This window comes from bacterium, from assembly GCA_040755795.1.
In the GTDB taxonomy this organism is placed as follows: domain Bacteria; phylum UBA9089; class CG2-30-40-21; order CG2-30-40-21; family SBAY01; genus JBFLXS01.
The window spans coordinates 1-13,149 of record JBFLXS010000078.1; the positions used below are offsets into that span (position 1 = coordinate 1).

At 36.1% G+C, this 13,149-nt stretch carries 16 protein-coding genes and 2 pseudogenes; 15 read left to right on the forward strand and 3 right to left on the reverse strand.

Features of this window, described 5'->3' with window-relative positions; translation table 11 throughout:
- Positions 1 to 142 precede the first annotated feature (142 nt).
- Positions 143 to 571, reverse strand: a complete 429-nt coding sequence (rplM, locus tag AB1414_07235) for a 50S ribosomal protein L13 (GenBank protein MEW6607236.1) — start codon at positions 569 to 571, stop codon at positions 143 to 145.
- Positions 572 to 749: 178 nt separating this feature from the next.
- On the opposite strand from rplM, the gene AB1414_07240 reads away from it, so the two are divergent.
- From AB1414_07240 to AB1414_07280, 9 genes and pseudogenes are all read left to right on the forward strand, one after another.
- A complete protein-coding gene (locus tag AB1414_07240) occupies positions 750 to 2,738 on the forward strand; it encodes an HD domain-containing phosphohydrolase (protein MEW6607237.1) in 1,989 nt (662 codons plus the stop codon).
- Positions 2,739 to 2,791: 53 nt separating this feature from the next.
- Positions 2,792 to 2,971 (forward strand): hypothetical protein, encoded by a 180-nt coding sequence (locus tag AB1414_07245; protein MEW6607238.1) that lies wholly within the window; start codon positions 2,792 to 2,794, stop codon positions 2,969 to 2,971.
- 13 nt (positions 2,972 to 2,984) lie between these two features.
- Positions 2,985 to 3,431, forward strand: coding sequence for a hypothetical protein (locus AB1414_07250; GenBank protein MEW6607239.1), 447 nt, complete (start codon positions 2,985 to 2,987; stop codon positions 3,429 to 3,431).
- A 274-nt stretch (positions 3,432 to 3,705) separates the two neighbouring features.
- Positions 3,706 to 4,782: a type IV pilus twitching motility protein PilT gene (locus AB1414_07255; protein MEW6607240.1), complete on the forward strand. Its 1,077-nt coding sequence runs from the start codon at positions 3,706 to 3,708 to the stop codon at positions 4,780 to 4,782.
- 48 nt (positions 4,783 to 4,830) lie between these two features.
- Positions 4,831 to 4,953 carry a hypothetical protein gene (locus AB1414_07260; GenBank protein MEW6607241.1) on the forward strand — a complete coding sequence of 41 codons (123 nt, stop codon included), beginning with the start codon at positions 4,831 to 4,833 and terminating at the stop codon, positions 4,951 to 4,953.
- A gap of 271 nt (positions 4,954 to 5,224) precedes the next feature.
- A pseudogene (locus AB1414_07265) lies at positions 5,225 to 5,269 on the forward strand (hypothetical protein).
- A 5-nt stretch (positions 5,270 to 5,274) separates the two neighbouring features.
- Positions 5,275 to 5,409, forward strand: a pseudogene (locus tag AB1414_07270) (hypothetical protein).
- A 30-nt stretch (positions 5,410 to 5,439) separates the two neighbouring features.
- On the forward strand, positions 5,440 to 6,504 hold the full coding sequence (locus AB1414_07275; protein MEW6607242.1) for a type IV pilus twitching motility protein PilT: 1,065 nt from the start codon (positions 5,440 to 5,442) through the stop codon (positions 6,502 to 6,504).
- Positions 6,505 to 6,517: 13 nt separating this feature from the next.
- Positions 6,518 to 7,513 carry an acetyl-CoA carboxylase carboxyltransferase subunit alpha gene (locus AB1414_07280; protein MEW6607243.1) on the forward strand — a complete coding sequence of 332 codons (996 nt, stop codon included), beginning with the start codon at positions 6,518 to 6,520 and terminating at the stop codon, positions 7,511 to 7,513.
- Between the two features lie 55 nt (positions 7,514 to 7,568).
- Here AB1414_07280 and AB1414_07285 read toward each other — a convergent pair whose 3' ends face one another.
- Positions 7,569 to 7,718, reverse strand: coding sequence for a hypothetical protein (locus AB1414_07285; GenBank protein ID MEW6607244.1), 150 nt, complete (start codon positions 7,716 to 7,718; stop codon positions 7,569 to 7,571).
- A gap of 96 nt (positions 7,719 to 7,814) precedes the next feature.
- Here AB1414_07285 and raiA point away from each other — a divergent pair, with 96 nt between their 5' ends.
- Positions 7,815 to 8,318: a ribosome-associated translation inhibitor RaiA gene (gene raiA / locus AB1414_07290; protein MEW6607245.1), complete on the forward strand. Its 504-nt coding sequence runs from the start codon at positions 7,815 to 7,817 to the stop codon at positions 8,316 to 8,318.
- Here the strand turns inward: raiA and AB1414_07295 are convergent.
- Positions 8,304 to 8,450: a hypothetical protein gene (locus AB1414_07295; GenBank protein MEW6607246.1), complete on the reverse strand. Its 147-nt coding sequence runs from the start codon at positions 8,448 to 8,450 to the stop codon at positions 8,304 to 8,306. The genes raiA and AB1414_07295 overlap by 15 nt on opposite strands.
- Positions 8,451 to 8,580: 130 nt before the next feature.
- Here AB1414_07295 and AB1414_07300 point away from each other — a divergent pair, with 130 nt between their 5' ends.
- The 5 genes from AB1414_07300 (at position 8,581) to AB1414_07320 (ending at position 12,571) form a co-directional block, all read left to right on the forward strand.
- Complete coding sequence (locus AB1414_07300) at positions 8,581 to 9,045, forward strand: PTS sugar transporter subunit IIA (protein ID MEW6607247.1); 465 nt, start codon at positions 8,581 to 8,583, stop codon at positions 9,043 to 9,045.
- Positions 9,046 to 9,271: 226 nt separating this feature from the next.
- Positions 9,272 to 10,207, forward strand: a complete 936-nt coding sequence (gene hprK, locus AB1414_07305) for an HPr(Ser) kinase/phosphatase (GenBank protein MEW6607248.1) — start codon at positions 9,272 to 9,274, stop codon at positions 10,205 to 10,207.
- A gap of 150 nt (positions 10,208 to 10,357) precedes the next feature.
- Complete coding sequence (gene pheA, locus AB1414_07310; protein ID MEW6607249.1) at positions 10,358 to 11,461, forward strand: prephenate dehydratase; 1,104 nt, start codon at positions 10,358 to 10,360, stop codon at positions 11,459 to 11,461.
- A gap of 574 nt (positions 11,462 to 12,035) precedes the next feature.
- A complete protein-coding gene (locus tag AB1414_07315; GenBank protein ID MEW6607250.1) occupies positions 12,036 to 12,332 on the forward strand; it encodes a hypothetical protein in 297 nt (98 codons plus the stop codon).
- Positions 12,320 to 12,571, forward strand: a complete 252-nt coding sequence (locus AB1414_07320) for a DUF2283 domain-containing protein (protein ID MEW6607251.1) — start codon at positions 12,320 to 12,322, stop codon at positions 12,569 to 12,571. The genes AB1414_07315 and AB1414_07320 overlap by 13 nt, the downstream gene beginning before the upstream one ends.
- Positions 12,572 to 13,149: the final 578 nt, after the last annotated feature.

Genomic DNA, 13,149 nt, shown 5'->3' on the forward strand with positions numbered 1-13,149 from the left:
TATGCCTTTCTCCCACCAATAACTGACCGATTACCTCAGCCGAACGGTATTTAATTACCAGTTACCAATTACCAGTTACCAATCACCAGTTACCAGAATCAAATTCCGTGCGTTATTTGTTCAACACGACATTAGTCACCCATTACCTATTTAACATTTCTGGTTGTTGAGCCTGATGAGGATGAGTATTACCTGGATAGATGTGTAACTTTTTAAGCATTTTTCTGCCTAATACCCCTTTTGGCAACATCCTCTTCACCGCTAATCTAATTACCTTATCCGGGGACTGAGCCATTAATTTGTTATATTTTATACTCTTTAAATGACCAGGATAGGTAGTATGGTGGTAATAAATTTTTTGCTCTGCCTTCTTACCCGTCACATTAACCTTCTGTGCATTAATCACGACTACATTATCACCCGTGTCTAAGTAGGGAGTATAGATTGGTTTATGTTTACCTCGCAGGATATGAGCGATGTGACTTGCCATACGCCCCAGTATTTGACTTCCTGCATCTATAACATACCATTTTTTTTGCAAGTCTTTTTCTTTAGCCATATAAGTTTTCATTTATCTTTCCTCCTTAAATTTCTGGAAAGATGTATTATAACATATTATCAAAAATATTGCAAGAATTTTTTTATTTTTTAGGAATGTGTAATTCTTTTTCCCTTGACATTTTTAATATTTTATGGTAATGTATTACAATACGGGAGGGATAGATGGTTTGATAAAGGGTAACTAAATAATGGAATCAAATGTTTTCCTTTCTTTAAGTGCATTTTTATCTGGGATAACAAACCTTCTGTTAATTGGATTTGTTCTTTTTAAAATAAAAGACCCTAATGCAACTAAAATAATACTCTATGGCCTAATATTAGCGTTATGGAATTTTGCCTCGTTAGGGATATATTTTTCTTTAAGCAGTCAATGGGCATTAATCTGGTTAAAATTCTATTACATAAATGTGGTGTTTATTCCTTCTGTCTTTTTTCATCTGGTATTAACTACTATTGGAGACCATCGATTAATTACTAAAAGGATATGCCAGGTTAATTACGGTTTTAGTTATCTATTTCTCATTCTAAGTGCAATGGGAATGATGACTCAGGATGTTAATTATGTTAAAGGTTGTTACTATCCAGTAGGTCAAGTTGGTGATTTTTTATTCTTTATCTTTTTTAGCGGAACAGGAATTTATAGCCTTTTAGTTTTAGCTAACCGTAGAAGGACAACAAGTAATATTATTGAAAAAAAACAATTACGATTGTTATTTGTTGGAGGATATATTAATCTTGTTGGGATAGGAAGTAATCTGTTTTGTTTTATATCTGGTAAGATGTATGCGGCAGGACACCTGCTTACGGGGATTTATCCTTTAATCATAGTTTATACTATTGTTAGACATAGATTAGTTACGATTGAAACCCAAAATATCGAGATTTTGGGAAGAAAATTTATCTATTTTGGGCTAAGTGGGTTTATATTTGCTTTATTTTTGGGAGGTATTCTATGGTTTGAACTGGCATTTAGAAAACTAATCGGTTATAATTCACTCATTACATCTATATTAATTATCCTGACATTAATTATCTTTTTTCAATTTATATGGGAGAAGATGCAGGCGACTATTGATAGATATTTTTTTCGTGAAAGACTTAATCAGGAATATATGGCGAAAGAAATTAGTCGGAAGATTGCTTCTAACTTTGACCGGGAAATATTGTTAGATACCTTTTTAAATTCTATGGTAAATATGATACATATTCGGAATGCATCCATTATTTTACTTGATGAAACAAAGGACACTGTTCAGGTAAATCGAGCGATAGGATTAGATGTAATAAAAAAGAAAACAACGAGATTTAAAACTGATTCTGGACTAATTCATTACTTAATTCAATCTAAAAAACCAATTATCAGGGAAGAGGTAAGAAATAGTATTAATGGACAATGGCGTGAGATAAAAAAAGACATTGAGGCATTAGACGCCGCGATATGTATTCCTTTAACCTCTAAGGATAAGTTATTGGGAATGCTATCATTAGGGGAAAAGATGTCTTTGGAATCTTATACCCGAGAGGATATAGAGTTTCTTTCAATCTTGAGCAATGAAGTCGGCGTAGCGATTGAAAATGCCAATCTTTATCAAGAGAAAATGACAAGTTTCCTTAATACTATTCAATCATTATTGGCCGCCGTGGAGGCAAAAGACATCTATACTCATGGTCATTGTGAGCGGGTGGCTAAATATTCAGAGATGATAGCTACGGAACTTGGACTGTCAACAGAAGAGATAAAAAAGGCTAAAATAGCGGGTTTTTTGCATGATTTAGGTAATATTGGTATTTCGGATCAAATACTTAATAAAAAAGAACGGTTAACAATTCCCGAGTTTGAAAATGTTAAAAAACATACTTTAATTGGAGCAAAAATATTAGAGCCAATTTGTTCTGAAAAGGAAATTATTGACGGCGTAAAATTCCATCATGAAAGAATAGATGGTAGTGGTTATCCAGAATCTCTAAATGATAATAGTGTGCCTTTAATCGCTAAAATTATCACGGTGGCTGATGTCTATGATGCAATGACTTCAATTAGACCTTATCGGAAAGCATTTAGTTCAGAAGATGCCATCTCAGAACTCAAAAGAGGGTGTGGGTATTTATTTGAGGGTAAAGTAGTGTCTGCGTTTATTAAGGTTTTAAATAAAGAACGAATAAAAAGTAGGAAGTAAGCAGTTGTCAAAGATATCGATATGGTTAACTTTACTTCCAAAAGGGGTTTTTAATGAAAAGATGTTATGAGATTAGAGGGTGCCCGGCAAGCCATTATTTGAATTGCCAGGCTTACCAGCAAGGTTCTAATTGTTGGGAAATCCTTAATGTACCCTGTTGTAAACGAAATGATAAAGACAGATGTTTACAATGCCCGATATATCAATCAGCAGTAGGAAAAACAGGGAAATAAAATAGACAGGAAAATGAAAAGAAAAATAATTATATTGACCATCTGTTTCATATTATTTTCAAATTATGCCTTTGGATTAAATGAAGGGAATAGTGATGAGAATTGGGTAATATGTTATCCTGTTCCACCTAAAGTCTCTCCTGTAAATGGCAACCTTAAAACAGTATTCACTTATACAATAATTTATGCAGACCCAGAAGGTGCCCCACCAACTTTTATTGAGGTCTGGATTGATGACAGAATATATCCGATGGAAAAGGTGGATGTAACTGATAATAATTATGAAGATGGGGTAACATATCAATATAGAACTAATTTACAGGCAGGCACTCATAAATACTCATTTGCGGCTTCAGACGGAATTATTAATGTTAAAACACCAACTATGAGCGGACCGATAGTGATGGAGGAGAATTACCCGTATCCGGCAAAAGTTACGATTGAATCAGAAGAGAGATAAAATGTAACTATTCACCCTGTAGGGAAGTAGGAGAGTAGGGAAGTAGGGAAGGTATTATCTAATTCTATCTAAAGGTCTTAATTATCTGCCAGATTTTCAATCCATTTGGGATATATCTGAAGAAGTGAGTAGGATGCTTATAGGTTTAATCAAATCAATTAAGAGTAAAATAGTATGAAGTATTTTCCCCCTTTCCTACTTCCTACTTCCTACTTGCTTGGTATGCTGAATAGTTACGATAAAATTAGATTTTAAAAAGACAAGGAGCAACCGAATGGAATTTACACTTGATGACCTATTGAAAGAAATGGTCTATGAAGGTGGTTCTGATTTACATATTCGTGTTGGAGAACCACCCTTTTTTAGAATACATGGGCATTTAACCAGAACAGAAAAATTTCCAGCACTCTCTCCACAAGATGCTAAGGAATTATTATACAGTATTTTAAGTGAGGAAAGACAGAAAAGGTTTGAGAAGAATCTTGAGTTAGATTTATCCTATACGATTCCTGATGTTGCAAGGTTCAGGGTGAACATATTTCAACAGAGAGGGAACATTGGTGCTGTTTTGCGAACGATACCTATCAAGATACAGACAATTGATGAATTAGTTTTGCCGCAGGTATTTAAACAACTGGCAATGCTTCCGCGTGGATTTATATTGGTGACAGGACCTACTGGAAGTGGTAAATCAACAACATTAGCCGCAATGATTGAACATATAAATACGAATAAAAAAGGACATATAATCACGATTGAAGACCCCATAGAATTTGTTCATACGGATAAATTATGTGCCATAAATCAACGGGAAATAGGCGTAGATGCTGTTTCCTTTGCCGATGCGTTAAAGCATGTGATGCGACAAAATCCAGATATTATTTTAGTTGGAGAGATGCGCGATTTAGAAACTATCTCTGCGGCTATTACTGCGGCTGAAACCGGGGTTTTAGTGTTTGCAACATTACATACAAATAATGCCGTTCAAACCATAGACCGCATTATTGATGTTTTCCCGGTTGAACAGCAAGAACAGGTTAGACTTCAATTATCCGTAAATCTTCAGGCGATTGTTTCACAAACTATCGTGCCCAGAGTTGATGGGAAAGGCAGAGTTGTTGCCTTTGAAATTATGATTGCTATCCCAGCCATTAGAAGTTTGATTAGAGAGGGAAAGGCACATCAAATGTATACTATCATTCAATCCAGTGGTGGTTATGGAATGCGAACCCTGGACAGTGATTTATTAGAATTAGTTAAAAATAACCTTGTTACTTACGATGAGGCGTTAGCTCGTTCACCAAATCCAAAGGAATTTGAACAAAGAGCAACAAGACTTCAGATTGTATAGTACTTCTTCAATGAGTTAACAGTTCTATACTTTAGAGAGGCATATTTTGTGATTTCCTGTTACTATCAACTCAGGTTATCGGTTAATCAGGTTATCGGTAAAGAGCAAGCAGTAGCCTGCTATCTCAAATTACCGATTACTGATTACCTGATTACCGATTACTTTAAATAATCACAATTTATACCCCACTGGAGTATAGTGTCGTGTTGAACAAATAACGCACGGAATTTGATTCTGGTAACTGGTGATTGGTAACTGGTAATTAAATACCGTTCGGCTGAGGTAATCGGTCAGTTATTGGTGGGAGAAAGGCATAAAGATTAAATTTCTCGCTAAGGCGCAAAGAACGCAAAGGAATAAATTATAATCTTTGCGAACTTTGCGTCTTTGCGAGAGAAAATTTCTATTTAGTTTTTACCACTGATAACTGAGGGATTACCGGCTGAACTCAGGACGAAATTATTTAACCAATTACCAATTACCAGTTACCAATTACCAGTTACCAATTACCAGTTACCAATTACCAGTTACCAGTTACCAGTTACCAATTACCAATTACCAATTATCCGTTTGCAGGTTATGAAATCTGATGATACTCCGTGCAAAACTTACTCAACACCACAATAGTGCCTCTTTAAGATTGAAAAGGCAGTAATTATGAATATTAACGAATTATTAGAAATTGCCGTTAAAAGCGATGCATCAGACCTGCATTTAAAGGTTGGAAGTCCACCTTTACTCAGGGTCTATGGGGATTTAGTTGCCCTGGAAACTCTACCCAAACTTACCGAGGCAGATACTAAAAAATTAGCTTATGATATGCTGACACCAACCCAACAACGCAGATTTGAGGCGGCATTGGGGCTGGACTTGAGTTATGAAATACCTGGTTTGGCGAGATTCAGAACACATATCTTCCAACAACGCGAAATGATAGGAATAGTCTGCCGAATTATTCCATTAAAAACCTCAACTATGGATGAATTAGGTCTGCCTGAAATCTGTAAAGATTTATGTCGCAGACCAAGAGGGCTTTTATTAATTACTGGCTCAGCTGGGGCAGGAAAAACTACGACTCAAGCCGCTTTAATTGATTATATTAACGAGACTTTCCCGGTTCATATAATGACGATTGAAGACCCGATTGAGTTCACTCATGAATGTAAAAAAGCGGTTGTAAATCAAAGACAATTAGAATCAGATACTTTATCTTTTAGTGAGGCATTAAAACATGTCTTTCGCCAGGACCCGGATGTTATCTTAATAGGTGAGATGCGTGACCTGGAAACGATACAATTAGCTGTGACCGCGGCGGAAACCGGACATTTGGTTCTCGGCACACTCCATACCACAGATACAGTTTCAACTATTGACCGAATAGTCGATGTTTTCCCCCCTCATCAACAACCTCAAGTCCGTTCTCAATTAACCGTTAATTTAGTCGGTGTTATTTCACAACTTTTGATTAGAAAGGTGGTTGAAAAAGGGAGAGTAGCCGCTTTTGAGGTTTTGGTGGCTGTACCAGCCGTCAGGTCTCTTATTCGTGAAGCCAAAACTTACCAGATACCTTCCGTGCTTCAAACCGGAAAAAAACAGGGTATGCGCAGTATGGACCAATCTTTAGCGGAATTAGTGGCTAAAAAAATAGTTTCTTATGAAGAAGCATTAGCTAAATCTATTAATCCAAGAGAATTCGCAGATTTGGTAGGAAAAGCTCGATAAAGGCAAAATATCTATGGGAAATACATATTTAGATTTTGAACGACCAATTGAAGAATTAGAAAACAAAATTACAGAACTAACCAGTATTAGTCAGACTAAACAAGATTTAGATGTAACAAAACAGGTTAAGGAATTAGAAAAACAAGTAGCGACAATAAAACGCAAGATATTCGCTAATCTTACCCCCTGGCAAATAACTCAGTTAGCTCGACATTCACAAAGACCGAACACGATAGATTATATCTCGAAGATTTTTACTGATTTTATCGAATTGCATGGCGATAGAAAATACTCAGATGACCCGGCAATAATAGGGGGTATTGCCTTTTTAGAAGACCAATGTGTATTTATAATTGGACACAAAAAAGGTAGAGATACCAAAAGTAATCTTCTATGTAATTTCGGTATGCCTCATCCAGAAGGATACCGCAAGGCTCTGCGAATAATGGAATTAGCGGAGAAATTCAAAAAACCACTATTGACTTTTATCGATACCCCAGGTGCCTATCCAGGGATAGGGGCAGAAGAAAGAGGTCAGGGAGAAGCGATAGCTAAAAATCTATTTACACTCTCCCAACTTAAAACACCTATTATCGTTACCATCATTGGCGAAGGTGGTAGTGGTGGTGCATTAGCCATAGCCATAGGTGATAGAACTTTAATGTTAGAAAATGCAATTTACTCGGTTATTTCCCCAGAAGGCTGTGCCGCTATCCTCTGGGAAGATAAAGATAAAGCCCCAGAATCAGCCGCCACCCTTCGCCTCACCGCAAAAGACCTCCTGGAATTAGAAATAATTGACGAAATTATCCCGGAACCAACAGGTGGAGCACACCGAAACATAGATGAAATATGTGATAATGTTAAAAAGGCATTAATCAAACATCTTTATGAACTCCAAAAACATAACACCTCAACCCTTGTTTTAAAACGCTATAAAAAATTCCGCAAAATGGGTCGATTCAGTGAAAATAATACACCGGAGGAAAAAGCCAAAGAAAAAAATTGACAATGAATTGAGAATATGGTAAATTGGTAAGCGTTCAGCCACAGAGGCACAGAGTTCACAGAGAATTAGAGAAATTAGCCACAAATGGATACGAATTAACCTCTGACATCCCATAAATGTAGTGCGAACCTTTAAGTTCGCCTTTTGGCTTGCCAGAAGCGAAGCTAACGCCTCGCACTACAAATCTTTTTGTATTTGTGTTCATTCGTGGTTATATATTCCCTCTGTGTTCTCTGTGACTCTGTGGCTATATCCTGAACGGTTACGTAAATTAACATCGAAAAAGGAGGTATTTGGAAAAGTGAATCTTTCAATAACTGCAAGACATATAGAAATTGATGAGGCGATAAAGGATTATTTAAGAAAACGACTAAATAAACTAAAAAAGTATTTTAATAAAAAAGAGGTAAATATCCATGTGGTCTTAATGGCTGAAAAAACAAGACGAGGGATAGAGGTCGTAATTGACTTCAATGGAAATACCCTTACCGGACATCAAACATCACCGGATATCTATACCTCTATTGACCAGGTTGTTGATAAATTAGAACGCCAGCTTAAAAAATGTAAAGAGAAGGTCCAAAAGAAAGCAAGGGTGTGTTCTAAAACAATTACAGTTACTCCACAAAAGATGCAAAAAATAAGTCGCAAAAAACTGACATCTAAACCTATGACATTAAAAGAGGCTATTATTGAATTGGAGCAAGCCTCATTAGAGTTCTTTGTATTTACAGATGTTGAAACCGGGCTGATAAATGTGCTTTATCGAACTAAAAATGGAACTTATGGATTAATAGAACCATAGTTTTTGGTAACCGTTCAGGCTATGCATCAAAAGTGTAAGAAGGGGGATAAGGAGATAAGGGAGATATGGAGATAAGATAATAGCGAAGCAAAAATAGGTAGAAATTGATGGTGGAAAACAACAAGTTTCCATAAATTTCTATCAGTTTCTACTAATTCCAATTTTTTTAATAATATCTCCTTATCTCCTTTATCTCCATATTTCCTTTTGTTACACCACCTGAACGCTTACAAAAAATTTACCACCTAAAGGGAGGAAAAAAATGAAATTAGCTGAACTTCTAAGTGTAGAAGCAATTGAAACAGACCTGAAAGCCACCGATAAAGATAGTGTGTTAAAAGAATTGGTAGATTTACTTTTTAAGGCAGGGGAAATTACCAATAGGGAAAAGATTTTAGAGGCAGTGAAAGAAAGAGAGAAATTAATGAGTACCGGTATTGGTCATGGGGTAGCAATCCCTCATGCAAAATGTGAGGGAATAAATACATTACTTGCCGCTTTTGGCAGGTCAAAAAAAGGTATAGACTTTCAATCCTTAGATGGTGAGCCGGTGTATTTATTCTTTTTATTACTTTCTCCAGAAAATGTTACCGGCCCCCATATAAAGGCATTAGCTAAAATCTCAAGACTCCTTAAACATCACTATGTGCGTGAAACCTTGAAAACTGCTGATACTTCAGAAAAAGCATTAGAATTAATCAGGCAAGAAGAAGCAAAACATTTATAGAGAGTGAACAGTAGAACATAGAGATTGGTTCACTGACTACTTGAAGCCTCTCGGATAAAAATAGGAAGTAAGAAATGGAAAATAGGAAGTAAATAAAACAAAATTCCTACTTTCTACTCTCTACTTAAAAAGTGGGGGTGAAGGAAAAATTTGCGGTGTGCGAAGGCTAATAAAATTACCGCTTAATTTTATCCGAGAGTGTTCTACCTGTCAAAGGAGGAGTAAATTGACAGTTAAAGAGATGATAGAACAGAAAAAAGAATTAAAATTCGACATTATATCTGGTGCAGAGGGATTAGATAATGAAATTGTATCTCATGATATTAATCGGCCAGGGTTGGCTTTAGCCGGATATGTAGAATTCTTTGGTTCTAAGAGAATCCAGGTTCTGGGTAAAGGTGAAATGGCATATCTTAAATATTTAAATAGCGACCAAAAAAGAAATATATTAGAAAAAATGTTTCAATATGAAATATCCTGTTTTATTATTAGCTGGGGACAGGAAGTGCCTGATGAACTAATAGAATGGACAACAAAATATAAAGTCCCACTTCTTCGCTCTCCCCTTCCAACAGGAATATTGGTTGCACTACTTACTTTTTATTTAGACCAAATTTTTGCCCCGCAAATAACTACTCACGGTGATTTAGTTGAGGTTCACGGGGTAGGAGTTTTAATCCTGGGAGAAAGTGGGATGGGTAAAAGTGAGTGTGCCATAGATTTAGTTGAACGAGGACAACGGCTTGTGGCAGATGATGTCGTGAGAATTAAACGCACCGGACCTGGTATCTTAATTGGATTTCCAGATGAGAAGGTAGGATATCATATGGAAATTCGTGGTATAGGTATTATTGATATTAGGGAATTATTTGGTGTCGGGGCGGTCTCTCCTCAGGCTAAAATTGAATTGGCAGTAAAATTAGAGATATGGAACCCTCAAAAAGAATATGATAGATTAGGTATAGATGAGGAAATGATAGATATTCTGGGCGTCCAAATTCCTGAAATAGTCCTTCCGCTTCAACCAGGAAGAAATATCGCGGTGATTATTGAAATAGCCGCAATGAATCAAAGATTGAAAAGGATGGGTAAATTCTCAGCAAAAGAATTTGATGAAAAATTACGCAAAAGACTACTTGAGAAAGTGAACAGTGAAGTCTGAAGACTGAAGGAAACAGCGTTCAAAACTTCAGCCTTCAGCCTATTTTCAGGAGAAGGTGGGAGGTAAGGAGATGAGCGTGAAGAGTAATGTTTTCTTTACTTTCTACTTTCTACTCTCTACTTTCTACTTCCTTATTTTCAGGAGGAAACAATGAAAAAACTTTCTATTCCAGAATTTAGTAATCAAGATAAAGAAAAACTAAATAACTATCGAAAACAAATTGACGAACTTGATAACCAGATTCTGGACATATTAAATAAACGAATAAAGATTGCCCAACAGATAGGGAAATTTAAAAGAGAAAGAGAAATCGAGGCTTACCAACCAGACCGCGAAAGGGAAATCTACGAGAGATTATGTGAAAAGAACAAAGGTTTATTCCCAAATAAAGCCCTCAAAGCCATTTATCGTGAAATTATGTCTGCCTCTTTATCCTGGGAAGAGACCCTAAAAATAGCCTACCTTGGTCCTGAGGCAACATTTACTCATCAAGCCGCTCTGGAGAAATTTGGTTCTTCCTGTGAGTATATCCCCAAAAAAACTATTTCAGAGATATTTGATGAGGTAGAAAGTGGTCGGGCGAATTATGGTGTCGTCCCGATAGAGAATTCATCTGAAGGCGTAGTAACTCATACACTGGATATGTTTATCGATTCCGAATTGAAAATATGTGCCGAGATTATATTAAAAATCTCCCATAATCTACTCTCAAATACCCATCTTGAAGATATTAAACGAGTTTATTATCATTCACAGTCCTTTGCCCAGTCAAGAATTTGGCTTGAAAATAATCTTCCTGACGCCGAGTATATTGAGGTTTCTAGCACGGCTGAGGCGGCAAGAAGAGCCTCTCTTGAAAAAACCTCAGCCGCTATTGCCAGTCAATTAGCAGTCTCTATCTATAACTTAAATATCGTCATTAAAGGCATTGAGGCTGGAAAAGAAAATTATACCCGATTTCTGGTTATCGGAAGAGAAATATCTGCTCCAACCTCTAATGATAAAACCTCTATCCTTTTTTCCATAAAAGATAGGGTTGGTGCCTTACATGATATGTTAATTCCGTTTGCTAAATATAAGATTAATTTGACCAAGATTGAATCTCGACCTTCAGGAAAACAACCCTGGGAATATATCTTTTTCTTAGATTTACAAGGACATATCAAGGATAAAAATGTTCAGCTGGCATTAGAGGAACTAAAGAACCTGTGTTTGGTTCTTAAACTCTTAGGCTCGTATCCGGTAGGAGAATAGAGAAGTGGAGTCACATCTTGAGAGAAAGCTTAAAGAACTCCTTTTTATTGTTTTATAGTTACAATTCACAATTCAAGTGAGTGTTGACAACTCTTTTCATCTATATAATTTGATGAATATTGCATAACCCATTGAAAAACAATAGATTGGATATAGATGTAAAGATACTCCAACTTTTCATTTATGATCAAAATCTTATGATATGAATTAGTGAATACTCCATGTAAGTTTATACCTAATTTCTTAATCGCTTTATTTTAATAGAGTTATACATACACTAAAATTTGTTCCTCGTCAAACAAAATGTAGTTTTTCTTGGCAACACTCACTCAAGATGTGACCCTATGCTCTACCCCCCATTAATACCATTAATATCGACAAAATCTCTCCTTACCTTTAGTCTTATCCCTTATCATTGTTGATAATTTCTAACCATACAGGTCGAAATTTTCTTGACAGAATACTTTATTTATGCTACTCTATAAATACTCTATAAATAGCCTAACTTATAATGCAGTAATATAAAACTGCCAATAGGCAGTATAATCATAGGTTAGCGGAATTGGAGGTATGAATGGAAGTTGCCTATTCGATCAATGGTGTACCAATACGATTGACTTATGAGAGATGGTACCATATTGTTGAGAACCATGATGAGTTGGCAAGCTATTTCCATGAGATACTTGATACTGTGGAGAAGCCAGAGCTTATTGTTCGCGGAAACAAAGGAGCCCTGAAAGCTATAAGAAACATTGGAAAGGGAAAGTGGCTGGTAGTGATTTACAGAGAGCTATCGAGAGGTGATGGATTTGTGATTACTGCCTATCTGCTCGATACTAAACCGAAAGGAGAAATAATATGGCAACAGTGACAACTAAGAGAACAACGGATTTCATCAGTAACTGTGTTGTAGCAGCAACCGACATCCTAAAATTACCAATTCAGCAGGTGTGGCTGGACTATGATAAGGAGGCAGATGTACTCTATATGAGTTTCCGTAAACCCCAGCGAGCTACCACAACAATTGAAACGGATGACGATATATTGATACGGAAAGATGGAAAAAACATTGTTGGTTTGACAATATTGAATGCGAGTAGTAGAAAATAATAAAAGTTCCGCTAACAACTCGCTGCACCTGAGGGCAGGGGTTGTGCCGCTTTTCAGAGTTTTGCAGTTTATCAAGGTTTTATCTTGCTAACAAAGGTTGGGGGTAATTCTCCCCGTAGCAAGTGAGCTCAATCGTTAGAATAATAAAAATAATCACACAGAGACGCAAAGTCACAAAGGAATTGAATAAAACAATAAACCTTTGTGTTCTTTGTGGCTTTGTGTGAGAAAATAAAAAGACCAGCTATTAATTGTCAAGTAAAAAGTGTGGATAACTTTAAAAAATATTCAGTTGTCAAAGAACAATTAAGAATTTAAAAGATTAATCATCAGACTTTAAGTTACAAACATCATTAGGTTGCTGTAAGACAAAAGGTTTTTGATTTCTTAAAGTAGCATAGATATAGAAAGTAACCTTAGTCATACAAGCACCCATAGCTACTTTAGGTTTTTTGGTTCTTCTAAGTTTTAAGTGGGTAAATAGTGTTTATTGAGTTGACCAAAATTAAGTTTTCCTGTAATCAAAAAGGTTACTATTTTAAAATTTCTGTAACTTCTAAAACCTCTGGCTTTAGCCT

What these genes read in the sequence shown, in the direction of transcription:
- pheA (MEW6607249.1), top strand. Translation starts at nt 10,358, where the DNA reads ATGAAAAAACTTTCTATTCCAGAATTTAGTAATCAAGATAAAGAAAAA.
- AB1414_07255 (MEW6607240.1), top strand. Translation starts at nt 3,706, where the DNA reads ATGGAATTTACACTTGATGACCTATTGAAAGAAATGGTCTATGAAGGT.
- AB1414_07275 (MEW6607242.1), top strand. Translation starts at nt 5,440, where the DNA reads ATGAATATTAACGAATTATTAGAAATTGCCGTTAAAAGCGATGCATCA.
- AB1414_07285 (MEW6607244.1), bottom strand. Translation starts at nt 7,718, where the DNA reads ATGAACACAAATACAAAAAGATTTGTAGTGCGAGGCGTTAGCTTCGCT.
- AB1414_07280 (MEW6607243.1), top strand. Translation starts at nt 6,518, where the DNA reads ATGGGAAATACATATTTAGATTTTGAACGACCAATTGAAGAATTAGAA.
- AB1414_07295 (MEW6607246.1), bottom strand. Translation starts at nt 8,450, where the DNA reads ATGGAAACTTGTTGTTTTCCACCATCAATTTCTACCTATTTTTGCTTC.
- AB1414_07250 (MEW6607239.1), top strand. Translation starts at nt 2,985, where the DNA reads ATGAAAAGAAAAATAATTATATTGACCATCTGTTTCATATTATTTTCA.
- AB1414_07240 (MEW6607237.1), top strand. Translation starts at nt 750, where the DNA reads ATGGAATCAAATGTTTTCCTTTCTTTAAGTGCATTTTTATCTGGGATA.
- AB1414_07320 (MEW6607251.1), top strand. Translation starts at nt 12,320, where the DNA reads ATGGCAACAGTGACAACTAAGAGAACAACGGATTTCATCAGTAACTGT.
- AB1414_07300 (MEW6607247.1), top strand. Translation starts at nt 8,581, where the DNA reads ATGAAATTAGCTGAACTTCTAAGTGTAGAAGCAATTGAAACAGACCTG.
- AB1414_07315 (MEW6607250.1), top strand. Translation starts at nt 12,036, where the DNA reads ATGGAAGTTGCCTATTCGATCAATGGTGTACCAATACGATTGACTTAT.
- rplM (MEW6607236.1), bottom strand. Translation starts at nt 571, where the DNA reads ATGAAAACTTATATGGCTAAAGAAAAAGACTTGCAAAAAAAATGGTAT.
- AB1414_07245 (MEW6607238.1), top strand. Translation starts at nt 2,792, where the DNA reads ATGAAAAGATGTTATGAGATTAGAGGGTGCCCGGCAAGCCATTATTTG.